22 protein-coding genes, 3 tRNA genes and 1 pseudogene are annotated in these 24009 nt (G+C 61.2%); 12 read left to right on the top strand and 14 right to left on the bottom strand.

Annotated features, from left to right (window positions below):
* Positions 1-98: 98 nt before the first annotated feature.
* The 3 genes from tuf to F2982_RS01565 all read right to left on the bottom strand — a co-directional run bounded on the left by tuf (position 99) and on the right by F2982_RS01565 (position 1654).
* A complete protein-coding gene (gene tuf / locus F2982_RS01555; RefSeq protein ID WP_130282487.1) occupies positions 99-1274 on the bottom strand; it encodes an elongation factor Tu in 1176 nt (391 codons plus the stop codon).
* 198 nt (positions 1275-1472) lie between these two features.
* Positions 1473-1546: transfer RNA gene (locus F2982_RS01560), tRNA-Gly, on the bottom strand.
* Between the two features lie 23 nt (positions 1547-1569).
* Positions 1570-1654: transfer RNA gene (locus F2982_RS01565), tRNA-Tyr, on the bottom strand.
* A 202-nt stretch (positions 1655-1856) separates the two neighbouring features.
* Between F2982_RS01565 and rlmB the strand changes: the two genes are divergently transcribed.
* The 3 genes from rlmB to F2982_RS01580 all read left to right on the top strand — a co-directional run bounded on the left by rlmB (position 1857) and on the right by F2982_RS01580 (position 3203).
* A complete protein-coding gene (gene rlmB, locus F2982_RS01570; protein WP_203429037.1) occupies positions 1857-2747 on the top strand; it encodes a 23S rRNA (guanosine(2251)-2'-O)-methyltransferase RlmB in 891 nt (296 codons plus the stop codon).
* Between the two features lie 89 nt (positions 2748-2836).
* Positions 2837-3004: a hypothetical protein gene (locus tag F2982_RS01575; protein ID WP_199628677.1), complete on the top strand. Its 168-nt coding sequence runs from the start codon at positions 2837-2839 to the stop codon at positions 3002-3004.
* Positions 3005-3065: 61 nt separating this feature from the next.
* Positions 3066-3203 carry a hypothetical protein gene (locus F2982_RS01580; RefSeq protein ID WP_165402738.1) on the top strand — a complete coding sequence of 46 codons (138 nt, stop codon included), beginning with the start codon at positions 3066-3068 and terminating at the stop codon, positions 3201-3203.
* 56 nt (positions 3204-3259) lie between these two features.
* Here the strand turns inward: F2982_RS01580 and F2982_RS01585 are convergent, their stop codons facing one another.
* Together F2982_RS01585 and F2982_RS01590 are read right to left on the bottom strand one after the other, a co-directional pair.
* Positions 3260-3763 carry a hypothetical protein gene (locus F2982_RS01585; protein WP_203429038.1) on the bottom strand — a complete coding sequence of 168 codons (504 nt, stop codon included), beginning with the start codon at positions 3761-3763 and terminating at the stop codon, positions 3260-3262.
* A gap of 1 nt (position 3764) precedes the next feature.
* On the bottom strand, positions 3765-4538 hold the full coding sequence (locus F2982_RS01590; RefSeq protein ID WP_112720409.1) for an NAD kinase: 774 nt from the start codon (positions 4536-4538) through the stop codon (positions 3765-3767).
* Positions 4539-4726: 188 nt separating this feature from the next.
* Here F2982_RS01590 and F2982_RS01595 point away from each other — a divergent pair.
* The 3 genes from F2982_RS01595 to F2982_RS01605 all read left to right on the top strand — a co-directional run bounded on the left by F2982_RS01595 (position 4727) and on the right by F2982_RS01605 (position 7149).
* Positions 4727-4802, top strand: a tRNA-Thr gene (locus F2982_RS01595).
* Between the two features lie 164 nt (positions 4803-4966).
* Entirely contained in the window at positions 4967-6715 is a 1749-nt protein-coding gene (locus F2982_RS01600) for a hypothetical protein (RefSeq protein WP_203429039.1), read from the top strand.
* Positions 6716-6834: 119 nt separating this feature from the next.
* Entirely contained in the window at positions 6835-7149 is a 315-nt protein-coding gene (locus F2982_RS01605) for a hypothetical protein (RefSeq protein ID WP_203429040.1), read from the top strand.
* A gap of 53 nt (positions 7150-7202) precedes the next feature.
* Here F2982_RS01605 and prfB read toward each other — a convergent pair.
* From prfB to F2982_RS01620, 3 genes and pseudogenes are all read right to left on the bottom strand, one after another.
* Positions 7203-8333, bottom strand: a pseudogene (gene prfB, locus F2982_RS01610) (peptide chain release factor 2).
* Between the two features lie 101 nt (positions 8334-8434).
* A complete protein-coding gene (locus F2982_RS01615) occupies positions 8435-10894 on the bottom strand; it encodes a penicillin-binding protein 1A (RefSeq protein WP_112720413.1) in 2460 nt (819 codons plus the stop codon).
* Between the two features lie 241 nt (positions 10895-11135).
* A complete protein-coding gene (locus F2982_RS01620; RefSeq protein WP_203429041.1) occupies positions 11136-12347 on the bottom strand; it encodes an N-acetylmuramoyl-L-alanine amidase in 1212 nt (403 codons plus the stop codon).
* A gap of 675 nt (positions 12348-13022) precedes the next feature.
* Here F2982_RS01620 and F2982_RS01625 point away from each other — a divergent pair.
* Positions 13023-15920: a ribonuclease E/G gene (locus F2982_RS01625; RefSeq protein ID WP_203429042.1), complete on the top strand. Its 2898-nt coding sequence runs from the start codon at positions 13023-13025 to the stop codon at positions 15918-15920.
* 89 nt (positions 15921-16009) lie between these two features.
* Here F2982_RS01625 and F2982_RS01630 read toward each other — a convergent pair whose 3' ends face one another.
* The 5 genes from F2982_RS01630 to F2982_RS01650 all read right to left on the bottom strand — a co-directional run bounded on the left by F2982_RS01630 (position 16010) and on the right by F2982_RS01650 (position 18724).
* Positions 16010-16267, bottom strand: coding sequence for a hypothetical protein (locus F2982_RS01630; RefSeq protein ID WP_112720416.1), 258 nt, complete (start codon positions 16265-16267; stop codon positions 16010-16012).
* Positions 16268-16432: 165 nt separating this feature from the next.
* Positions 16433-17686: a D-arabinono-1,4-lactone oxidase gene (locus F2982_RS01635; RefSeq protein ID WP_203429043.1), complete on the bottom strand. Its 1254-nt coding sequence runs from the start codon at positions 17684-17686 to the stop codon at positions 16433-16435.
* A 74-nt stretch (positions 17687-17760) separates the two neighbouring features.
* Positions 17761-17961 (bottom strand): hypothetical protein, encoded by a 201-nt coding sequence (locus tag F2982_RS01640; RefSeq protein ID WP_112720418.1) that lies wholly within the window; start codon positions 17959-17961, stop codon positions 17761-17763.
* A 29-nt stretch (positions 17962-17990) separates the two neighbouring features.
* Complete coding sequence (locus tag F2982_RS01645; RefSeq protein WP_203429044.1) at positions 17991-18398, bottom strand: SRPBCC domain-containing protein; 408 nt, start codon at positions 18396-18398, stop codon at positions 17991-17993.
* The gene (locus tag F2982_RS01650) at positions 18395-18724 is read right to left on the bottom strand and encodes a metalloregulator ArsR/SmtB family transcription factor (RefSeq protein WP_112720420.1); all 330 of its coding nucleotides are present in this window, start codon (positions 18722-18724) and stop codon (positions 18395-18397) included. Before F2982_RS01650 ends, F2982_RS01645 begins: the two co-directional genes overlap by 4 nt.
* Before the next feature lie 151 nt (positions 18725-18875).
* On the opposite strand from F2982_RS01650, the gene F2982_RS01655 reads away from it, so the two are divergent.
* Positions 18876-19385 (top strand): ribonuclease H, encoded by a 510-nt coding sequence (locus F2982_RS01655; protein WP_203429045.1) that lies wholly within the window; start codon positions 18876-18878, stop codon positions 19383-19385.
* Positions 19386-19441: 56 nt separating this feature from the next.
* Here the strand turns inward: F2982_RS01655 and F2982_RS01660 are convergent, their stop codons facing one another.
* On the bottom strand, positions 19442-20599 hold the full coding sequence (locus F2982_RS01660) for an aminotransferase class I/II-fold pyridoxal phosphate-dependent enzyme (protein ID WP_203429046.1): 1158 nt from the start codon (positions 20597-20599) through the stop codon (positions 19442-19444).
* Between the two features lie 203 nt (positions 20600-20802).
* Here F2982_RS01660 and F2982_RS01665 point away from each other — a divergent pair, with 203 nt between their 5' ends.
* From F2982_RS01665 to accC, 4 genes are all read left to right on the top strand, one after another.
* Positions 20803-21561 (top strand): DsbA family protein, encoded by a 759-nt coding sequence (locus tag F2982_RS01665; RefSeq protein WP_203429047.1) that lies wholly within the window; start codon positions 20803-20805, stop codon positions 21559-21561.
* 144 nt (positions 21562-21705) lie between these two features.
* Positions 21706-22143, top strand: coding sequence for a type II 3-dehydroquinate dehydratase (gene aroQ, locus F2982_RS01670; RefSeq protein ID WP_112720423.1), 438 nt, complete (start codon positions 21706-21708; stop codon positions 22141-22143).
* Positions 22144-22165: 22 nt separating this feature from the next.
* Complete coding sequence (gene accB / locus F2982_RS01675; RefSeq protein ID WP_112720424.1) at positions 22166-22645, top strand: acetyl-CoA carboxylase biotin carboxyl carrier protein; 480 nt, start codon at positions 22166-22168, stop codon at positions 22643-22645.
* A gap of 10 nt (positions 22646-22655) precedes the next feature.
* Positions 22656-24005: an acetyl-CoA carboxylase biotin carboxylase subunit gene (gene accC, locus F2982_RS01680; RefSeq protein WP_130282528.1), complete on the top strand. Its 1350-nt coding sequence runs from the start codon at positions 22656-22658 to the stop codon at positions 24003-24005.
* Positions 24006-24009 lie beyond the last annotated feature (4 nt).

A 24009-nucleotide genomic window follows, 5' to 3' on the forward strand; every position in this document is an offset into this window, starting at 1 on the left:
CGCATTAGTATCATACGATGATACCAATCGAAGTCAACAAAAACGAAAAAGGCCCCGCTGTTTCCAGCGAGGCCCTCTTTATTCAATGCGACAGTCGATTACTCGACGATCGAGGCAACGATGCCGGCGCCGACGGTACGGCCGCCTTCGCGGATAGCGAAGCGCAGCTTTTCTTCCATCGCGATCGGAACGATCAGCTCGACGTCAACCGTGACGTTGTCGCCCGGCATAACCATTTCCGTGCCTTCCGGCAGCGTCACGATGCCCGTCACGTCCGTCGTGCGGAAGTAGAACTGCGGACGGTAGTTGGTGAAGAACGGCGTATGACGGCCGCCTTCTTCCTTCGTCAGGATGTAGGCTTCTGCCTTGAACTTCTTGTGCGGCTTGACCGAACCCGGCTTGCACAGGATCTGACCACGCTCGACGCCGTCACGGTTAACACCGCGAACCAGAGCGCCGATGTTGTCGCCGGCCTGGCCCTGATCGAGCAGCTTGCGGAACATTTCAACGCCGGTAACCGTCGTCTTCGAAGTCGCGCGGATGCCGACGATTTCGACTTCTTCGCCAACCTTGACGATACCACGCTCGACGCGGCCCGTAACAACCGTACCGCGGCCCGAGATCGAGAACACGTCTTCGATCGGCATCAGGAACGGCTGGTCAACCGGACGCTCAGGCGTCGGGATGTAGGCGTCGACCTGAGCCATCAGCTCGCGGATCGCGTCTTCGCCGATCTTCTTGTCGGAATCTTCGAGAGCGGCCAGAGCCGAACCCTTGACGACCGGGATGTCGTCGCCCGGGAAGTCGTAGGACGACAGCAGTTCGCGAACTTCGAGCTCGACGAGTTCGAGAAGCTCGGCGTCGTCAACCTGGTCGACCTTGTTGAGGAACACGACGATAGCCGGAACGCCAACCTGGCGAGCGAGCAGGATGTGCTCGCGGGTCTGCGGCATCGGGCCGTCAGCAGCAGAGCAAACCAGGATCGCGCCGTCCATCTGTGCGGCACCGGTGATCATGTTCTTGACGTAGTCGGCGTGGCCGGGGCAGTCGACGTGCGCGTAGTGGCGGTTCGGGGTCTCATACTCGACGTGTGCCGTCGAGATGGTGATGCCGCGTGCCTTTTCTTCCGGAGCAGCGTCGATCTGGTCGTACGCCTTGAACTCGCCGAAATACTTCGTGATCGCTGCCGTCAGAGACGTCTTGCCGTGGTCAACGTGGCCGATCGTGCCGATGTTTACGTGCGGCTTGTTGCGCTCAAACTTACTCTTTGCCATTTGAATGCTTCCTGTGAACGAAATGGGTGACCCCGGCGAACCGGTTTAGTGCCGCCGTTTAAGGCTTTCGGCGGGATTGCGCAAGACCTAATTGCGAACGGTCTTCCGGGCTTTGCTGCCCATATGGGAGACAATCTTCGGCGCACAAGATCGATGCCGCTCGAGACTGCAGAATTATTTGAAAATGAAAAGAAAACCTGGAGCGGGTAGCGGGAATCGAACCCGCGTATTCAGCTTGGAAGGCTGCTGCTCTACCATTGAGCTATACCCGCGGGATTGGTCCGATCGAGACGAATGGTGGAGAGAGTTGGATTTGAACCAACGTAGGCTGAGCCAACGGATTTACAGTCCGTCCCCTTTAACCACTCGGGCATCTCTCCATAACTTTTCGTCTGGATCGGAAGACCAAGCTTGCGATCGTTTGGCGTCGCCGCCCTCGATCTGCGCCGCGTATATGACCGGTGCGTTTTCACATGTCAACACGAAGACAAAAGAAAAAATGTGAAAAAATTCATTGCCTGTTGAAAGGCCGGGAGACGAATGAGACCTATGCGCAGCGAGATCGCGCCGCTATAAAGCCGCATGAGCAAAGACAACAAATCCGGCGGCAAGCCCGCAACCGAAAAAACCCCGCGCGACACGCATTACGCAACGCTGCGCCGCCAGCACCGCGATGCAAAACGCGAGCGTGGCGAGATCCCCACCCCTGCCCCGCAAAAGCGCAAGCGCGGCGGCGACGACTGGAAGCCGCCGGTTCTGGCGCCCGAACAGGTCTATCTCTATGGCCTGCATACAGTGCGCGCCGCGCTCGACAATAAAGAGCGACGCAACATCAAGCTTTCGGTGACGCAGAATGCGCTCGCCCGCCTGGAGATCGATCCCGAGACACTCGGCATTCCGGTCGAGATGGTGGCGCCGCATGATATCGACAAGATGCTTGGCCCCGACGCCATCCACCAGGGCGTCATGCTGGAAACGCGGCCCCTGCCCGTACGCCGGCTGGAAGCGCTGAAGGACAGCCCGCTGCTTCTGGTTCTCGACCAGGTGACCGATCCGCACAATGTTGGCGCCATCATGCGCTCGGCCGTCGCCTTCAATGCCGGTGCCGTGATCACCACGCAGCGGCACAGCCCGACCGAATCGGGCGTGATGGCAAAATCGGCCTCCGGCGCCCTCGAACTCATTCCTTATATACAGATCACCAATCTCGCCGATGCGGTGGGCGAGCTGCACAAGCTCGGCTTCGTGACGATCGGGCTTGATTCGGAAGGACCGGCGCCGCTCGAAGGGACCTTTACCGGAGAGAAAGTGGCACTCGTTCTCGGCTCCGAGGGCAAGGGCCTGCGGCAGAAGACGCGCGAGACGGTCAATGCCCTGGCGCGGCTCGACATGCCGGGCGCGATCAAATCGCTCAACGTCTCGAACGCGGCAGCGATCGCGCTCTATGCGGCGCGGCTTTATCTGGCGAAATAGGAGAGATCCGCCGGCGGACTCAAAATGAACGCATGCGGCGGCTAGAAGCCGCCGGACCGAAACGGCAAGCGAGAAGGAAGCACTCCGGCATGGCAATCCGGCCCCTCCTGTTCGGCATTCTGTTCATCGCAGTTTTCGTCGGCATCATCCTCAGTCTGGTCTGGGTCGATCCCTCCCAGCCGACACGGCAATCCGACCCGCTGGCGCCCTCGCCACCTGCCGTTACCGACCCCACAGCGCCTGCTCCTGCGCAATAGGCGCCTGGAACCACAAACCGCACCGCGCGTTTGCCTCGCAGATTAACGCAAGGAAAACCGCATGCGAATCATGATCGTGGTCGTAGTTCTGATGGTCGGCTCGGTGCTCAGCATCGTGATGATGACGCCATCCGGCGCCGGACAGACCGGCAACGGCGCCAAGATCGAGGCTAGCATCAACGAGCCTGTGCAGCAGTAGACCTGAAATCCATCACCTGATGTGCAAAGCCCCGGCATGACCGGGGCTTTCTGCTGTCAGTTGCTGGCCTTCTCGACGGTGATCTCGCCGAACTCGTCGATCATCACGGTCCAGCCGTCGGGCTCGGCATCCGGATCGGTCTTCAGGTAGACCGTGGCGAAGAGGCCCGGCTGCTTGATGATGCCGGTGGAATTCTCCGGACGGATATCGGTCACATAGGGCTTGATGTCGGTGAACTCATGCAGCTCGAGCGTGGAAACGACCTCGGGGCCTTCGTCGGCCTGGGCAATCTGCTGCAGGTAGACCTTGGACGTGCGGTCCGGCTGACGGACGGCGAAGATCTTGTAGTAGCCGTGCCGCGGCTCCGCACTGATGGCAGCCGGCTGGGCTGCACCTGGCGCGCGCTCGATGGCAATCTCGCCCTTCGCCTCTTCCCAGTAGCCGGTGCTCGTCGCAAAGGTGATCGACGACGGCAGGATTGTATCGGCGGCTGGTGCTGCAACCGCTATGCCCGCGCTTGAAAAAAGAGCGGCGGCCAGAAGTAAGTTTGCGGCTCTCATCTCAATCCTCGAATTGTTCTGCCAGAATGCGGTCGGACCAGGAGCGGTCCGGATCGGAGAGGATGCGTGCTGTCATATGTTCCGACTGGGCGATGCGCACATGCAGCACCGACTTGACCTCGGAATTATCGGCAACGGCATTCACCGGCCGCTTCTCCGCTTCCAGAATATGGATATCGACCGTCACCTTGTTCGGCAGCAGCGCGCCGCGCCAGCGCCGCGGACGGAAGGCGCTCACCGGCGTCATCGCCAGAAGCGGCGCCTCCAGCGGCAGGATCGGACCATGAGCCGAGAGATTATAGGCCGTCGAGCCCGCCGGCGTTGCCACCATCAGGCCGTCACAGATCAGCTCTTCGAGCCGCACATGGCCATCAACCTCAACCCGCAGCTTGGCCGCCTGGTAGGACTGGCGAAACAGCGAGACCTCGTTGATCGCAAGTGCTGTCGAATTGGTGCCATCGGCATTGGCTGTCGTCATCTGCAGCGGACGGAAGACATTCTCGACGGCAGCGCAGATACGATCCTGCAGATCCTCCGTCTTGTAATCGTTCATCAGGAAGCCGACGGAACCGCGGTTCATGCCGTAAACCAACTTGCCGCTGTTCATCGTACCGTGCAGCGTCTGCAGCATGAAGCCATCGCCGCCAAGCGCGACAATGACATCGGCCTCCTCGGCCGGCACATCGCCATAGATGCGAATCAATTCCTCACGCGCCGCCAGCGCCTCGGTGGCGGAAGATGCCAGAAAACCAAGCGTCTGAAATGACCGGCCCATGCAATGCCCTTTATGATGCTCGCCTAGCTAAAGGATAAAGGGCTTGTGCGACAAGGTGTTTTGCGCGGTGATGTGTTCGCCCGGTACGGTGCAATATATCGGCACGGCACGGTCCACCGTTCACGAATTCGCGCCGATGCCGGATTTTGCCTTTACACAGGGACAGAATCTGCTAGTTGGCACGCAATGCCCTTGTAGCTCAGTTGGTAGAGCACCTGATTTGTAATCAGGGGGTCGCGGGTTCGAACCCTGCCGGGGGCACCACTTCCTTCCAGAAATTGGTGTTGCGATCGCCGTCTCAAGAACCTTCGAGACAGTGCGCCGCGAACTTGACACTGCCCGATGGCAGGCCTCAACCTCAAGCTCACTGAATGAGAATCAAAACCCGGGCATGCCTGTCATGATCGGGCGATCAGGAAGGTTTTCGATTGAGCGGCATCGACGGTAAATCGGCGGGCAAGCGCGAAAGCAAAGGCGGCATCACAAGTGCCGCCATCATTCTTCTTGTAGTTTCTGTCGCCGTGATGCTGCCGGCGCTCGGTTTCGGCGATATCCTACGCGGCCAGGATGCGCTGATCCACGCCCGCTGGCAGGCAGCCTATGCGCCGGTGTTCTGGAGCGGCGATATTTTCCCGCGCTGGCTTCCGGATATGAACAAGGGCTTCGGCAGCCCGGTGTTTTTCATCTACCCGCCGCTTTCGCAGATGTTTGCGGCGCTGGCCTATCCGCTTGCCCCCGGCACCGAATGGACGTCCTACCGGATCGCACTGTCCGTCACCGTGGCGATATTCGCCGGGGCGTTCGGCACGTTTCTCTGGCTCAAGAACCACACAGCGAGCCGCTCGGCGCCGATATGGGGCGCCATCGCCTATACGCTAGCGCCCTATCATTTATTCATCGATACCTATTTCCGTGGCGCCTTTGCCGAGGTCTGGTCGTTTGCGCCGTTGCCCTTCGCCTTGCTGGCCGTAGACCATTTCTTTCACAAGGTTCATGCCGCCTTTGCCGGGCTTGTATTGTCGCTCGCCTGCGCGATCCTGCTGCATGCGCCCTCGGTGCTGATCACCGTGCCGGTCGTCGGCCTCTATGCGGCTCTCGCAGCGTGGCGGCAGAGGAGCCTTGCTCCCTGCCTCCTGTTTCTCGCTGCCGCGGCGACGGCCATGTTGCTTTGCGGCGCGTATCTTGGCACGGCGCTGACGCAGGTGAACATGATTCGCAGCGAAAAGCTGTTTGGCGGGTTACTGGTCTCGACGAAATGGCTGCTGGGGCGAAACGTCTGGCCCGATATTCCGATCATGGTCATGGTCATTGTGGCGGCTGTCGCGCAAGTCGGCGTGGCGATCGATCTGTTTCGCAATGCAGTCACCCGAGAGCGGACGGGCCTGTTCACGTCTCGTCTCACTTTCCCGCTAATCCTCATGATCGTGTCGGTCATCATGACGACCGATATCAGCGAACCGCTCTGGAGCCTCAACACGCCGCTCAACCGCATTCAGTTTCCCTGGAGACTGCTGTCGATCCAGGCGCTTGCGATTGCCATCCTCTGCGCCTACGCGATCGACAAGGCAAACGTCCCGGCCACGGCAGTAGGCGCCGTAGCGCATAGGAGCGTCTTCTTTGCAATAGGGCTGATGCTGGCGATCAACGCCGCGCTTTATATCTTTTGCATCGTGTATGGCGGCGATTCAGGGCGGGTGCGGGAGGCGCTCATCGAAGACACGACAGATGCCCCAGAATATCAGCTGGGTGACATTAAGTTGCTGGAGGCGCATTTTCCCGGCAATGCACGAACGCTGGCGCTCTCCGGCAGTGGCGATATCGACGTGACGCAATGGAAGCCGCGGCGGATCGAGCTGGCAACCAGTTCACCGGAGGAGATGCGCGTCGCGATCAGGCAGTTCGCCTATACCGGATGGCAATACAGCCAGGATGGCGGTCCGATGCAGGATGCCGGCATCTTGAGCGACGACGAGCCAGTCGTCGTGATCAGCATTCCTCCGGGTGCCCACAACACCGTCATCTCGATGCCGCCGACGAAACAGGAAACTGTGGGATGGATGGCTTCGCTCGGTGGATTGTTGTGCCTTGCCGCTGGAACGGCTGCATTGGCCAGGTGGCGCCCCGCCCACACTGGCGACATCGGTTTCGGTCGAGCAACGCAAGCTCGGCAGAATTGATGTCGGCAACCGTTCTGCGCGCCGCCTCCCTCCGCATGAACCTAACATGAAGCCCGTCTTCAGAGCGAGTTCAGGCCGCGAGGGCCAACCTTGGGCATGAACTACCAAGGAGATGCGTTATGAAAATCGCCCATTTTGCCATTGCGGCCGTTCTTTCGATCGGCTCGGCCTTCGTTGCAGCGGAGCCTGTCTCGGCCATGCCGCGGTCGCAGGCGCCAGGTGTGGCTGTGGAAAAGAGCGATGTCGTTCAGGTCCGGCACCGTCACTACCGGAACAACCATCGTTACTATTACCGCCATGGCTGGCGCTATAATCGGCACCACTATCGTGACTGGCGCGCCGAGCGGCGCTGGCGGGAGCATCGCTACTGGCGATATCACGACCGTTACTACCGGCCGCATCGCAACGGCGTCTATTTCCGCCTGAACCTCTAGAACGAAAAAGCCCCGGGAGACCGGGGCTTTCTTTATTCACATGCCTGCAGCGATCAATCGATATCGTCGACGACGGCGTCGGGCTTGCCGCTGATGCGATGCGCGAGAGCCGCTTCCATGAACTCGTTGAGTTCGCCGTCGAGAACATCGCCCGGAGCGGTGCTGGCAACGCCGGTGCGCAGGTCCTTGACCAGCTGGTACGGCTGCAGGACGTAGGAGCGGATCTGGTGGCCCAGCCGATATCGGTCTTCGATGCGGCTTCGGCGCTGGCGGCGTCTTCCCGCTTCTTCAGTTCCGCTTCGTACATACGGGCACGCAGCATGTCCCAGGCCTTGGCGCGGTTCTTGTGCTGCGAGCGTTCCTGCTGGCAGGCAACCACGATGCCGGTCGGGATATGGGTGATACGCACGGCCGAGTCGGTCGTGTTGACGTGCTGGCCGCCGGCGCCCGAGGAACGGTAGGTATCGATGCGGCAGTCGCTCTCGTTAATCTCGATGTTGATCGAGTCATCGACGACGGGATAGACCCAGATCGACGAGAAGGACGTGTGACGGCGCGCGTTGCTGTCATAAGGCGAGATACGCACCAGGCGGTGAACGCCCGATTCCGTCTTCAGCCAGCCATAGGCATTGTGGCCCTTGACGAGCAGGGTCGCGGACTTGATGCCCGCTTCTTCGCCGTCATGGACTTCCAGAAGCTCGACCTTGAATTTCGAACGCTCAGCCCAGCGAGTGTACATGCGCAGAAGCATGTTCGCCCAGTCCTGGCTTTCCGTGCCGCCGGCGCCGGAATGGACTTCGAGATAGGTATCGTTGCTGTCGGCTTCGCCCGAGAGCATGGCCTCGACCTGGCGGCGCGCGGCTTCGGCCTTCAGGCCCTTCAGCGCTTCCTCGGCCTCGGTGACGACGCTCGCATCGCCCTCTTCCTCACCCATCTCGATGAGCTCGATATTGTCGTTCAGCTGCTGCTCGAGCTGCCGCACGCCGTTGATGCCGTCATCCAGCTGCTGGCGCTCGCGCATCAGCTTCTGTGCTTCCTGGGCATCGTTCCAGAGGTTCGGGTCCTCTGCCTTGTTGTTCAACCAGTCCAGCCGTCTTATCGCCTGGTCCCAGTCAAAGATGCCTCCTCAGCAGGGTGATAGCCTGCTTGGTTTCATCGACTACGTTTATGATCTCCGCGCGCATTTTCCTGCTTCTTTGCGTTGGTCTTGAGCTGGCCCGTCAAATAGTTGCGGCGGCCGAGGATGTAAAGCCCGCAGCCGCCGCCTGGCGTTCGACGAAGGTGATTAGTAGAGGCCGCCGCTGTTCGACTGAACGGCCTGGTTGGCCTGCGGCGAGGTCTTCAGGATCTCTTCCGGAGACATGGTGCTGTCCATGCCGATGACCGAGAAGCTGTCGGCCGGGCCGGTGCCGGGCTTGAAGGCTTCGATGATCGTGTTCGGATCGCCTTCCTGCGCCGCCATGCCGGTCTTGCGGTCGATGGCGACGAGGTTCATGCCTTGCGGGATCACGAATTTCGACGGCGGCATGTCCTTGACGGCGGCCTGCATGAACTCGTTGAAGATCGGCGCCGAAAGGCCGCCACCCGTACCGCCGCGGCCAAGCGGCGCCGGCGTATCGAAGCCCATGTAGAGACCGGCGACCAGATCCGGCGTGAAGCCGACGAACCAGGCGTCCTTTTCATCGTTGGTGGTACCGGTCTTGCCGGCGACATCGCGGCCGCCGAGATCGATCTTGCCTGCAGCGGTACCGCGGGTGATGACGCCCTGCATCATCGAGGTGATCTGGTAGGCGGTCATCGGGTCGAGAACCTGTTCGCGGTTGTCGACGATGTTCGGCTCTTCCTGGTTCTGCCAGTCGCCGGCATTGCAGCCGTCGCAGACGCGCTCTTCATGCTTGAAGATGGTCTTGCCGTAGCGGTCCTGGATGCGGTCGATCAGCGTCGGCTTGATCTGCTTGCCGCCATTGGCAATGACCGAATAGGCCGAGACCATGCGCAGAACGGTGGTTTCGCCGGAGCCGAGCGACATGGCGAGCAGCGGCGGCATCTTGTCGTAAATGCCGAAGCGCTCGGCATATTCGGCAACGATGTTCATGCCAAGGTCGTTGGCGAGGCGGACCGTCATCAGGTTGCGCGAATGCTCGATGCCCGAACGCAGGGTCGAGGGGCCGCCGACTTCGCCGCCGTAGTTCTCAGGCTTCCAGACCTGACCGCCGGAGACGATCTCGATCGGGGCGTCCATGATGACGGAGGCCGGCGTATAGCCGTTGTCCATCGCGGCTGCGTAGACGAAAGGCTTGAAGGAGGAACCCGGCTGGCGCATCGCCTGCGTCGCACGGTTGAATTCCGACTGGCCGTAGGAGAAGCCGCCAGCCATGGCGAGAACGCGGCCGGTTTTCGGGTCCATGGCAACGAGGCCACCCTGAACCTTCGGTGGCTGCTGCAGCCGGTATGATGTCGATGTCTCACCGCCCTGGCGCGCGACATAGACGACGTCGCCTGGCGACAGAACGCCCTCAGGCGACTTCGCCGTCTTGCGGTCGCCAGTCGACGAGCGATAGGCCCACTGCATGTTCTTTGCCTGGATGGTACCGCGCTCGCGATCCGGGCCGATCTTGCCGCCACCGTCCTTCGGCGGCTGCAGGCCGATATCGACGCTGTCGTCGGATACGGCGAGAACGACGGCAAGGCGCCATTCGGGAACGTCCGACAGGGCCGGAATGTCGGCGAGAGCCTTGCCCCAGTCGGCAGTCGTGTCGATCGTCTTGATCGGGCCGTGGAAACCGCGGCGCTCGTCATAGGTCGTCAGACCATCCTGCAGGGCGCGGCGGGCCGCCAGCTGCATCTGCGGATCGAGCGAGGTGCGGACCGAGAGACCGCCTTCATAAAGCGCCTTCTCACCGAACTGGTCGATCAGCTGACGGCGAACGGCTTCGGCGAAGTAATCGGAAGCAAAGAGCGACGGGCCGGTGCTGCGGGCGGTGACGCCGAGCGGCTGCTTTTTGGCTTCTTCGCCGTCTTCCTTGCTGACATAGCCGTTTTCGACCATGCGATCGATGACCCAGTTGCGGCGCTCAAGCGCTGCTTCCGGGTGGCGGAACGGATGGTAGTTTGCCGGGCCCTTCGGCAGCGATGCCAGATAGGCGGATTCGGCGATCGTCAGTTCGGTGACCGACTTGTTGAAATAGGTGAGTGCTGCGCTACCGATACCGTAGGAGTTCAGGCCGAAGAAGATTTCGTTCAGATAAAGCTCGAGGATCTTGTCCTTGCTGTAAGCCTGCTCGATGCGGAAGGAGAGGATCGCTTCCTTGATCTTGCGGTCGATCGTCTGGTCCGAGGTCAGAAGGAAGTTCTTGGCGACCTGTTGGGTAATCGTCGAGGCGCCGACCGGGCGGCGGCCGGAGCCGAAATTCTGGACGTTGACGAGAATAGCGCGGCCGAGACCGGTGAGGTCGACGCCCGGATGGTTGTAGAAATTCTTGTCTTCAGCCGAAAGGAAGGCAGCCTTGACGCGGTCCGGGATTGCCTGGATCGGCAGGAACAGGCGCTTTTCCTTGGCATATTCGGCCATCAGCGCGCCGTTACCGGCGTGAACGCGGGTGGTCACGGGCGGCGCATAGCTGTTCAGCACGGCGTAATCGGGGAGATCCTTCGCGACGTTGGCCAGATAAACGGCCACGACAGCTGCTGCGCCAAGAAACATGACGCAAGCAATGCCGAAGAAATATCCAAGAAGTCTGATCATGTTGGGCTACCGGTATTCCAAATCTTCAATCGGCGCAGGCGGTATCATCGCATCAGATCGCGCAATTTACACGTTGCGCGCGGCTTACTCCATGCGCGGCACTGCGACAAGCCGATTCCGCCTCTCGGGTCAGAAACATAGCCGGGAGTAACGGCCTGAATGTGAGCAAAATAGGGCTCCCCTGCCCCATTCCACTGCCATCCTCAGCTTTCGCTCAAACTGTCACATCTTCGCCACGGCATCAGCCGCCATTGGCGGCAACCGACGAATGGTATCGCTTTACGGCATCGGTCAGCAGATCGGCCATCTTCAGCCGCCACTGGTCGTCGAGGAGAAGCTTCTCATCCTCGACATTCGAGAGGAAGCCGAGTTCCAGCAGGATAGAGGGCACGTCGGGTGCGCGCAGGACCTGGAAACCGGCATGCCGGTGCGGATTGTTGATCGTGCCGATCTGATCCTTGAAGGAGCCAAGCACATTCTCGGCAAGCGAGATCGAGAAAGCCTGGGTCTCGCGCCGCGTCAGGTCGAGCAGGATGTCGGCGACTTCAGGCGGCTCGGCAACGGTTTCCTTGCCTGCGATCTGGTCGGAGAGGTTTTCGCGCTCTGCAAGATCGGCGGCGAGCTTGTCGGATGCCTTGTCGGAGATCGTGTAGACGGTGGCGCCCCTGATATCCTTTTGCTTCAGCGTATCGGCATGAAGCGAGATGAACAGGCCGGCATGGTGCTGGCGGGCAAGCTGCACGCGCTCGGAAAGCGACAGGAATTCGTCGCTATCGCGGGTGAGGAAGGCCTTGATGCCGGGCTCGCGGTTCAGCCGGTCGGCCAGCGCCTTGGCAAAGGCAAGCGTCACCTGCTTTTCCTCGGTCTTGGTGTCGACGCCGATCGCGCCGGTATCGATGCCGCCGTGACCGGCATCGACGGCAATGATGAAGTCGCCGGGCTTCGGCGCCTCTCCGGCCGGTATCGCGCTCGTCACCTGCTGATCGGCCGGATCGCTCCAAGACTGGCCTTTGACGAGGGCCGCGAATTCCTCCTTGGTCGTCATCTCGGCATCGAGCACCAGGCGGTGGCCCTTGCCGTCCTCATCCTTCTGCACCTTGGCGATCGCCAGTTTCACCGGTTTGATCGCCGTCAGCACGATGCGGGCACTGCCCTCGCCCATCGCGCCGTAGCGGATATCCTTGAAGAGACCGCGGGCACCGAGCTGCTTGGCATCGAAGCCGAAGGCGGTCGCCGGCAGGTCGATGACGATACGCTCGGGATTGGCGATGTAGTGAACGGAGAAAGCCGGTTCGCGGTCGAAATCGACGACGATGCGGGTGCGGGCGTCATCGCCGATGATACGTGCGCCATAGGCAAGCAGCGGTTCGGGCTTGCCGCCATCGGCAGCCGAAGCAGGTCCCACATGAAGACACAGCGCGACGGCAACGAGCGCGCCCGCCAAAACATTCATCCGCCTGCCGGATTGCCCTTTAGCGGGCCGCTCCCTCTTAACCAATCGACCGCCACACCCTATCTGTCATTGCATATCGGTCCCGGACGCCCGCCAGCGCCGTCAGGCTCCCCCGAGCCTTGTAACACAGCGCATGCCGAATCAGGACCGTTTATCCCCGATTTTCTATGCGTGCCGAAATCCATCAATATTATGGCACATTTGGCTTTTCCCTTGCTATTGTGACAGAGAAACCATACAACGAATTCAGGTTAGAAGTGCTGACGGGATAGAGTCGCCGCGAAGGCTGCCAACCCCACGAGGACCTGGCGCCGCAACCGGCAATCGTCCGCCGTCATATGTGTTTCTAGCCGAGTGAACTGGATTCTGAATTTTCCGGCGTATGCGGAAACTTCATCGGTGGATAGCCACCAAACGCTCTGAGGAGCAAACCCATCGGACCTACGGGTCTTAGTATTGTCGATCTCGCTTGGTCATAATGGTGTCGCAGCAGGTTTTATCCAAAGTCTACAGGCCCCGGGAGAATATCTTCCCCGCTGTTGCCTGGCTGCTGCCTACCCTCCCGAACCAATCGCGACTTTCATTATCCGGCGCAACCGCTCATAACCGTTCCCTGCCTGTCCTAGACACCGGCGGGAATGCGCGTATCGGGCTGCGCCGAGGAGCACAGCTTACATGGCAGACAAAATGCTTATCGACGCGTCTCACGAGGAAGAGACGCGCGTCGTTGTCGTTCGCGGGAACCGCATAGAAGAGTTTGACTTCGAGTCGCAGCACAAGAAGCAAATCCGCGGCAACATCTATCTTGCTAAGGTAACGAGGGTTGAGCCCTCGCTGCAGGCCGCTTTCGTAGATTACGGCGGCAACCGGCACGGCTTCCTGGCCTTTGCCGAAATCCATCCCGATTACTACCAGATCCCGCTGGCCGACCGTCAGGCCTTGCTGCGCGCCGAAGCTGAAGAGCATCGCCGCGACGACGACGTCGAGCATGTCGAGACCGCGCCGATGAACGATCCGGCGAACCAGGAGCAGCCCGATATCGGCATCGTCGCCAAGGACGAGCCTGCCGAGGAAGTCGCAGCCGAGGCTCCGGCCGAGGCAGAAGCTCCGGTTGCCGAAGAAGCCGCTCCGGCCAAGAAGAAGGCCGCGGCCAAGCCGCGCCGCAGCCGCAAGAAGGCTGTCGAAACCACCGCGACCGAAGACGCCGTTCCGACCGATGTCGAAGCACCGGTTGCTTCCGTCGACAGCGACGACGATTCGAACGGCGGCTCGATGGCTGCAATGGTCGAAAGCGACTCGATCTCGGAAGAAGTCGATTCCCGCCGCCGCGGCCATGACGACGATGACGACGACGATCACGACCATGAAGAAGAAGTGATCGAATCCGTCGGCGCCGAAGACGCGATGGAAGAAGTGCCGGATCGTGCAGCCCGCCGTCCGCGCAAGCAGTACCGCATCCAGGAAGTCATCAAGCGCCGCCAGATCCTGCTCGTGCAGGTCGCCAAGGAAGAGCGCGGCAACAAGGGCGCGGCTCTCACCACCTATCTGTCGCTCGCAGGCCGCTACTCGGTTCTGATGCCGAACACGGCGCGTGGCGGCGGCATTTCGCGCAAGATCACCAACCCGCAGGATCGCAAGCGGCTGAAGGAAATCGCCCGCATGCTGGAAGTGCCGCAGGGCATGGGCGTGATCCTTCGTACCGCCGGTGCCAACCGCACCAAGGTCGAGGTCAAGCGCGACTTCGAATATCTGATGCGCCTGTGGGAGAACGTCCGCACGCTGACGCTCGCCTCGACGGCTCCCTGCCTGGTTTACGAAGAGGGATCGCTGATCAAGCGCTCGATCCGCGACCTCTACAACAAGGATATCGGCGAGATCATCGTTGCCGGCGAAGAAGGCTACCGTGAAGCGAAAGACTTCATGAAGATGCTGATGCCGAGCCACGCCAAGGTGGTTCAGCCTTACCGCGACATTCACCCGATCTTCTCGCGCTCCGGCATCGAGGCACAGCTCGACCGCATGCTGCAGCCGCAGGTGACGCTGAAGTCCGGCGGCTACCTGATCATGAACCAGACGGAAGCGCTGGTTTCGATCGACGTCAACTCCGGCCGTTCGACGCGCGAGCACTCGATCGAAGACACGGCGCTGCAGACGAACCTCGAAGCCGCCGACGAAGTGGCGCGCCAGCTTCGCCTTCGCGACCTTGCCGGCCTGATCGTCATCGACTTCATCGACATGGAAGAAAAGCGCAACAACCGCGCTGTCGAGAAGCGTCTGAAGGAATGCCTGAAGAACGACCGCGCCCGCATCCAGGTCGGCCGCATCTCGCATTTCGGCCTTCTGGAAATGTCGCGCCAGCGCATCCGCGCTTCGGTTCTGGAATCGACGACGCAGGTCTGCTCGCATTGCGGCGGCACCGGTCACGTCCGTTCGCAGTCCTCCGTTGCCCTGCACGTCCTGCGCGGCATCGAGGAATATCTGCTCAAGAACACGACGCACGATATCACGGTACGCACCACGCCTGACATCGCGCTCTACCTGCTCAACCACAAGCGCCAGTCGATCGTCGATTACGAAACCCGCTTCGGCGTGGCGATCGTCATCGGTGCCGACAACAGCATCGGTTCGCAGCATTTCGCGATCGATCGTGGCGAGCCGGTCGAGAACCCGGTCAAGATCGAAACGCTCTTCAACTTCGCGGCTATCCCCGACGATGACGACGACGATGTCGTGATCGAGATGGACGAGGAAGAAGACGAAGAGCTCGAAGAAAAGGCAGCCAGCGCCGAGCGCCCTGCCCAGCAGCGTTCGGAAAGCGACAGCGAAGGCGGTAACCGCAAGCGCAAGCGCCGCCGCCGCCGTCGTGGTGGCCGTGGTGGCAATGGCGACCAGGCTTCAGGCCTCGAAGCCTCCGCTGAAGACGGCGCCGACGAAACGGAAGGCGATGAGGACGAGGCAGAGGGCGATGAAGCCGCTGCAACCGAAACCCGCGCCGAAGGCGATAGCGACAACGAGCAGCGCCGCAAGCGCCGCCGCCGTGGCAAGCGTGGCGGACGCCGCAACCGTGACGAAAACGGCGAACTGAGCGCCGATGCCGCCGACGGTGAAGGTGAAGGCGACGCCGAGTCGGAAGCTGAAGCCGGCGAGACCGCCGCGGTCGAAACCCAGGCCGAAGTGATCGAAGCCGTTGCAACTGATGCAGCCGAGGGCGAAGGCGCCATGGCAGCCGTCGAAACCGGTGCCTTCGTCACCGAAGAGGTCAAGCCTGCCAAGGGTCGCGGTCGTGGCCGCCGCAAGGCAGCTGCATCGCCGGTCGAAGAGCCTGTTGTCGCCGAAGAAGCGCCTGCAGCCGCTGCAGAGCCGGAAGCCGAGACTGTCGAAGCATCCGCCGATCTCGCCGCTCCTGCTGCTGAAGCCGCTGCGGCCGAAGAAGCAAAGCCGGTCCGTGCCAACCGCGAATCGAACATCTCCTCGTCTGCGCCGACCGTGAAGTCGACCCGCGAGGCTGCCGAGGCCGAAGGCGACGGCAAGCCGAAGAAGGCCGGCTGGTGGCAGCGCCGCGGCTTCTTCTAAGAAGCCTAACAGTTCAAAACAAAAATCCGGCCGTGGAGACGCGGCCGGATTTTTTTATGGCTTAAGGATTGATTGGGATCGGCGAAGGCTCAGACTTCGACATGGATCGCTAGAACGGCGGTCGCGGCGTGGTCGCGGACGTTATAGCGCAACTCGCCCTCGACCTTGACGAGGACGTAGGACTTGCGGCCTTCCTTCAGCTTGGCATCGATGTGATCGGTATCGAAGGGGCTGACCAGCGTCACCATATGCGAGCGGTCGGTTTCGAGGCTTCCGAGCTTCTGCAAAGAGGTCAGTATCTTGACCCAGTCGCGGTCGTCCGGAAGGTATATGATAAAGCGGTTCACTGCCTGCTCCTGAACAAGAAGCAGACGTCATATCACCCTCCAGCGTGACCTGAGCGTGACACCACCGGCAGTTATCAAAGGCATCGGAAGAGCCCGCTTTCCTGCTACCGGAAAGACATTTTCATGAGTAAGGCCGGAAGTACGGATGTAGCGCCATGCCGATTTTCAGGCCTCGCCGGCGCCGAAGACGACCGCGTCCAGCCAGGGATTCGAGAACTTGCGTTCCGGGTCCATCCTGTTGCGAAGATTGACGAAATCGCCAAACTTCTCATAGCGCGCACCGATGCCGCGCTCGTTGAAGACCTTGCCCCAATGCGGCAGCGCGTCGAAAGCCTGGAGCGCCTCCTCGATATGACGAACCGCCTCGTTGACGGCATCCTGATCCCGCTGCCAGGTGAAGTGCATCGATAGCGTATCGCGCTGATATTGAGGGCTGAGCCAGAGCGTGTCGGCTGCGACGGTACGGAACTCGCCGGCCTGGATAAGCGGCGCGAAACGCTCGCGAATCTTCAGCAATGCCTCGATTGCGGCTGCGCCATGCTGCCGGGGCACGTGGAATTCCGACTGTATCTCCGCGCCGCTGCTCGGGGTGAAGCCCATCTTGAAATGCGGCAGCCGGTCGGACCAGCGTCCGTAGCGGCCGAGCTGCTCCGTCGAGTTGCCGGCGTCGAGCCCGATGATCGGGTGACGGTTCACCGTGGCGCGCACCGCGCCATGGAGCTCTGCCGGCCAGTCAGCGTCGGAAGCCGTCCGCTTCAGCCAGATTGCCCCCGCCTTCTCCGCCCATTGCGTGAAGACGCTGACGCTGTAGCCGGCGGCCATGATCTGATCGAGATTGGCAAGCAGCTGATCCCAGGCGAGATCCTCATAGACGCTTTGCGCGATTCCGAATTCCGGTCTTACCTCGAGGCTTACCCGCGTCACGATGCCGAGCGCGCCGAGATGGACGACCATGCCGTCAAAGCCGGGCTCACCGCGCCTGACCTTGACGAGGCTGCCGTCAGCGGCGACGAATTCCAGAGCGGATACCGCGGTCGCCAGATTGCCGTTGCCGTCGCCCGATCCATGGGTGGCCGTGGCGATCGCGCCGGCAATCGAGATATGCGGCAGCGAGGCGAGATTGTGGATTGCCAGCCGCTGACCGTGGAGAAACTGGGCGAGATCGCCATAGGTCCAGTGACCGCCGACGCTGACCTCCGTGCCGTTGCTCTCGACCACCGGATTGGCGGGCATATCCGTCAGCCGGATCGCGGTGCTGCCATCGGCGATACCGTTGAAGGAGTGGCCGGAGCCGACTGCCTTCAGCGATCCCGATCGCGCAACGATGCCACAAAGCTCATCCACCGAGGTGGGGCTGAGGCATTCCCTGAAGCTGTAATGATAGCTCTCCGCCCAATTGGCTGCCGGAATCTGACGCACGCTACGAACCCTCCCGAATCCATTGTCACCTCGACGTTAGCCGAAACGCACCGGATTGAAGAGGCCGCTTGCCGTCAATTCCGTCCTGCCAGATAAGGCAGGGCGAAGAGATAGAGGCCGCTGAAAAGCAGCAGGAACAGCGGCAGAAGCGGTGAATAGACGACCCATGCCGGCGGCGTGCCGAAGGCCATGGTTGCGAAATTGGCGGCGACGGTCACCGTAAAGATGATCGAGATCCAGCGGTGCGCCTGCCGGATAAATCTGCTGAAAGCCACTGTTTCCTCCCTGAAGATATGGCCGAGATTCAAGCGCGCGCCAGCAGCTGCTCGAGGTTCTCGAAGAACTTGTGCCAGCCTGCGCGTGCGCCCATGAAGGCCTGCTGCTGGTCGGGGCGGAATCCGGATTGCTCCATGCGCAGATGAGTGCCCTTCACCGTCGGCGTCAGGGTCCACGTCACGACGCTTTCGAGGCCATGGGCGTCCCAGCTGTAGGAGAGCGTCCTGTTCGGTTCGACTTCGCGGACCGCGCAATCGACCGAGCCCCAGTCGCCGCTGAACTTGAAGCGGTGGTCGACCACCGGCTTGAAATCGTTCCGCATCAGCCAATCCTGCAAGAGATGCGGCTGCGTCAGCGCGCGCCATATCTTTTCCGGCGGAAAGGCGATCTCCCGCTCGACGATCACGGTGCGCCGTTCGTGGGTTGCGTCGCTCATTGGTCCATCCTCTTCAAAAGCTCTTCGAGATCATCGAACCGGCTCTCCCAGAAGCCGGCCATCTTCGTCGTCCAATCCGCCAGCGGGGCCAGAGCCTCGATGCGGGCGCTGTAATGCGTCTGGCGTCCCTCATGCCGGTCGCGCACTAGGCCCGCCTGCTTGAGGACGGCGAGATGCTTCGAGACGACGGGCTGCGAGACCCCTGCTCCCGATGTCAGCACGCCGACCGTCTTCTCGCCCTCCAGACACAGGCGCTCGAAAAGCGCGCGGCGGGTCGGATCGGCGAGCGACCGGAAAAGCAGGTCCTGGGTGCTTTGTGTTTCCAATTCATACCTCATTGGCTATGGGTTTATTCATAGCCATATGGGTATTGATTAGTCAAGAGGCTTGTGAACGGGCTCCGCTCGAACGCAGACAGGCCTTCACGTTGCCGCTACCCTAAAAGCAATGATTCCAGCACAAGGCCCCTCCACTGGCATGACCGAGATCTTAGACGCGCCGGATATGCGCCGCGGCCTCCACCTGTTCACCGATGGCTCCTTCGATCCGAAGTCCGGCCACGGCGGCTGGGCATTCGCTGCGTATCGCGACGGCGCCGAAATCGCATCGGCATCCGGTGGCGTCGTTAAGGCCGAGAATAACGGGATGGAACTGCGGGCAATCCTGGAAGCGGCGCGGTGGGTCGATGCAAACGCATCTGGCGAGACCGCAGTCATCTGGACAGACTCGGCCTATGCCATAAAGGGCTGCACGCTCTGGAGGCCGATCTGGCGGAACAACGGCTGGAAGAAGATCGGCGCCAACGCCAATCTGAGGAATCGGGCGATCGCCAACAAGGACATCTGGCAGGCGATCGACGGCGCGCTATCGCGCAACGCCGCCTTGACGATCGCCTGGTGCAAGGGCCATGCCGGCATCGGCGGCAATGAGCGGGCCGATGAGCTGGCGGAGCGCGGGCGCCTGTCGCTTCGCCCGCTCACAAACTGATTCAAGCGCCTGCGGAATTGATTCAGGAAACAGGCGCAAGCGCAGGAAAACAGACTCTATTTCAGCCAGCCGGCCATGCGCTCGACGGCCTCAGCGATCTCCGATTCGGATCCCGCGTAGGACATGCGCATCGTCCTGTTGCCCTCCAGCGGATCGAAGTCGAGACCCGGCGTTGCCGCGACATTGATCTCAGCCAGCATGCGCTTGGCAAAGGCCATGCTGTCATTGCTGAAGCGTGTGACGTCGACATAGGCGTAGAAGGCGCCATCCATCGGCGAGGCTACCGGCAGGCCGATCTCCGGCAGGCGGCGGAGCAGGAAGTCGCGGTTTGCGGCATAGCTCGCCTTGTAGACGTCGAGCTCGGCCGCAGCGCCGAGCGCTGCCGTCGCGGCGATCTGCGAGAGTTCCGGCGGCGAGATATAGAGGCTCTGGGCGACGCGCTCGATCGGGCGCACCAGGCGCTCGGGAAGCACCATCCAGCCGATCCTCCAGCCCGTCATGCAATAGTATTTCGAGAAGGAGTTGATGACGATCGCCTCGTCCGTCAGCTCCAGCGCGCTGGTCTCCTCACCGGCAAATGTCAGGCCGTGATAGATTTCGTCGGAGATGAAGGCGATCGAATTGGCGGCGCAATAGTCCGCAAGCGCCTTCAGCGCCGCTCTGCCCGTCACCGTTCCGGTCGGGTTTGCCGGGCTAGCGAGCAGGATGCCCTTCAGCTTCACGCCATTCTCGCGCTGTGCGGCTTCCAGGCTTTCCGGCGTCAGCGTGAAATGCGTCTCGGCCGTCACGGCGACTTCGATCACCTTCAGTCCGAGGGCGCCGAGGATGTTGCGATAGGCCGGATAGCCGGGCCGAGCGATCGCCACGGCGTCACCGGCATCGAAGAGCGACAGGAAAGCGAGATTGAAACCGGCAGACGAGCCTGTGGTGATGGCGATCCGCGCCGGATCGATCTCCAGACCGTGACGATCGCGGTAGTGCCAGGCGAGAGCATGTTTCAGCCGCGCTGTCCCCAGCGCATCGGTATAGCCGATCTTGCCTTCCGCAAGTGCCGCGCGGGCTGCCTCGAGCGCTGCCTGCGGGGCCGGATGCGAGGGCTGGCCGACCGCCATGGAGATGACCGGGTGGCCGGCGGCGCGCCGTTTGGTCGCCTCGGCCAGGACATCCATGGCGTGGAATGGCTCGACTTCGCTGCGCTTCGATACGGAAAACAAGGTCTGATAACTCCGGATATTCAATTGCGGCCAGACAATTGCCGCATTATCAGGTTCATCACAATCCCGCGATTGCGCGGCGATCCAGAAAAATCCTGTTTGATGGCCGGGCCGCACACCGTAATTTGATGCTTCGCATTCAAGCCCATTAACCGGGCGATGTTATGAAGCGGCATCGCATTCGATCAGCCGACGAGGACACAATGGCTCTCTTTCCGAAAACCTTCACCGCCCTTGCGCTCGCTGCCAGCTTTGCCATGCCGCTTCCAGCGCTTGCACTCGACGATGCGCAGAAGAAAGAATTCGGCGAGTTCATCAAGGAATACCTGATCCAGAACCCCGAGATCATGCTCGACGTTCAGGACGCCCTGCAGAAGAAGCAGGAAGAAGCCCGTCTCGTCAAAGCCAATCAGGTGATCAGCGAGAACAGCAAGAGCATCTTCGACGCCAAGGACGATATCTCGATCGGCAATCCGAAGGGCGACGTCACCATCGTCGAGTTCTTCGACTATAATTGCGGCTATTGCCGCCACGCGCTCTCCGACATGCAGACGATGCTGAAGAAGGACAAGAATGTCCGCTTCGTGCTGAAGGAATTCCCGATCCTCGGACCGGAATCGGTTGCCGCCCACAAGGTTTCGGACGCTTTCCGCAAGCTGGCGCCGGAGAAATACAAGCAGTTCCACCTGGCGCTGCTCGGCGGCGAAGGCCGTGCGGATGAAGACAGCGCCATGGAAGTCGCCTCCTCGCTCGGCGTCAACGAAAAGCAGATCCGCGACGAGATGGCGAAGAGCCCGGATACCGGCTCGGTGCAGAACGCCTATGACCTGGCGCAGAAGCTCGGCATTTCAGGCACGCCGTCCTATGTGATCGGCAACGAGCTGGTGCAGGGCGCGGTCGGCTTCGACGACCTGGAAGCCAAGGTCAAGAACATGCGGACCTGCGGCAAGACGAGCTGCTGAGGCTCTCGCCCATCAAATCGCCAAAATCCAAGCGTTTCAGCCATGTGGACAAATATGGCACGATTCGGGATGCCTACCCCAAGGGCTTTCATTAAGGCCATGGGGAGTCTATAGGTTGCCCTCGTGCATTCAATGGAACACTCGATGACGCAAACGATTTTCGTCCTGAACGGGCCAAACCTGAACATGCTGGGCAAAAGAGAACCCGGCATCTACGGTGGCAAGACGCTTCAGGACATCGAGGCGGATTGCCGGGCTGCGGGCAAGGAACTCGGTTTCGAGATCGACTTCCGCCAGAGCAACCACGAAGGCACGCTGATCGACTGGTTCCATGAAGCCAACGACAAGGCGGCAGGCGTTGCCATCAATGCCGGCGCCTACACGCATACATCCATTGCACTGCATGATGCGATCAAGGCTATTTCCATTCCGGTGATCGAGCTCCATATCTCGAACGTGCATGCACGCGAAGAATTCAGGCACAAGTCGATGATTGCCCCTGCCTGCAAGGGTGTAATCGCCGGCTTCGGCCCCCACAGCTACATTCTGGCGCTCCAGGCGCTGAAGAACCTCACGGCATAAGAAGAAGACAGGGCAAACACTCATGGCTGAAAAGAAATCCGGTATCGACCAGGCACTGATCCGTGACCTCGCGAACATCCTCAACGACACGGACCTGACGGAAATCGAAGTCGAGCAGGACGATCTGCGCATCCGCGTTTCGCGCGGCGGCAACATGCAGTACGTCCAGGCGCCGATGGCGGCTCCGGCTTACGCTGCTGCTCCGGCAGCTGCAGCACCCGCCGCTGCCGCGGCACCGGCCGCAGCGGCCGCTCCGGCGCGCAACCCGGCCAACACCGTCAGCGCTCCGATGGTCGGCACTGCCTATATGGCACCGGCTCCGGGCGCGCGCGCTTTCATCGAAGTCGGCTCGACCGTCAAGGAAGGCCAGACGCTGCTCATCATCGAAGCGATGAAGACCATGAACCAGATCCCGTCTCCGAAGTCGGGCAAGGTCACGGAAATCCTCGTCGAGGACGGAAGCCCCGTCGAATACGGCCAGGCCCTGGTCGTCATCGAATAAGGCGGGCGTCATGGTCTCCAAAATCCTCATTGCAAACCGCGGTGAAATTGCGCTGCGCGTCTTGCGCGCCTGCAAAGAGCTCGGCATTCCCTGCGTCGTGGTTCACTCCACGGCAGATGCCGACGCCATGCATGTGCGCCTCGCCGACGAGAGCGTCTGCATCGGCCCGCCGCCTTCGCGTGACAGCTATCTGAACATTCATCAGATCGTTGCCGCCTGCGAAATCACCGGCGCCGACGCGGTTCACCCGGGCTACGGCTTCCTCTCCGAGAACGCCAAGTTCGCGGAAATCCTCGAAGCCCACGGCATCACCTTCATCGGCCCGACGGCGGAGCATATCCGCATCATGGGCGACAAGATCACCGCCAAGACGACGGCGCAGGAACTCGGCATCCCCGTCGTTCCCGGCTCCGACGGCGAAGTGAAGACCGAAGAAGATGCGCTGAAGACGGCGGCCGAAATCGGCTATCCGGTTCTGATCAAGGCAACCGCCGGCGGCGGTGGACGCGGCATGAAGGTTGCCAAGTCCGAAGCCGACCTGATCGAGGCATGGTCGACGGCCCGTACCGAAGCGGCTGCCGCTTTCGGCAACGAAGCCGTCTACATGGAAAAGTATCTCGGCAAGCCGCGCCATATCGAAGTTCAGGTATTCGGTGACGGCGAAGGCAATGCGATCCATCTCGGCGAACGCGACTGCTCGCTGCAGCGCCGCCACCAGAAGGTCTGGGAAGAAGCCAATTCTCCCGCCCTCAACGTCGAGCAGCGCATGAAGATCGGCCAGGTCTGCGCCGACGCCATGAAGAAGCTGAAGTACCGCGGCGCCGGCACGATCGAGTTCCTCTACGAGAACGGCGAGTTCTATTTCATCGAAATGAACACCCGTCTTCAGGTCGAGCATCCGGTCACCGAAGCGATCACCGGTATCGACCTCGTGCATGAGCAGATCCGCGTTGCCTCCGGCGGCGGTCTCTCGGTGACGCAGGACCAGATCACCTTCGAAGGCCATGCCATCGAATGCCGCATCAATGCCGAGGACGCGCGCACCTTCGTGCCCTCGCCCGGCACGATCACGCATTTCCATGCGCCCGGCGGTCTCGGCGTGCGCATCGATAGCGGCGCGTATCAGGGCTACAAGATCCCGCCCTATTACGACAGCCTCATCGGCAAGCTCATCGTGCACGGCCGCACCCGCGTCGAATGCATGATGCGCCTACGCCGCGCGCTGGACGAATTCGTCGTCGATGGCATCAAGACCACGCTGCCGCTGTTCCAGGACCTGGTTTCCAACCAGGACATCGCGAATGGCGACTACGACATTCACTGGCTGGAGCAATATCTGGCCAGCACCAAACCGGCCTGATCCG

This window comes from Rhizobium sp. BG4, from assembly GCF_016864575.1.
Taxonomy (GTDB): Bacteria; Pseudomonadota; Alphaproteobacteria; order Rhizobiales; family Rhizobiaceae; genus Rhizobium.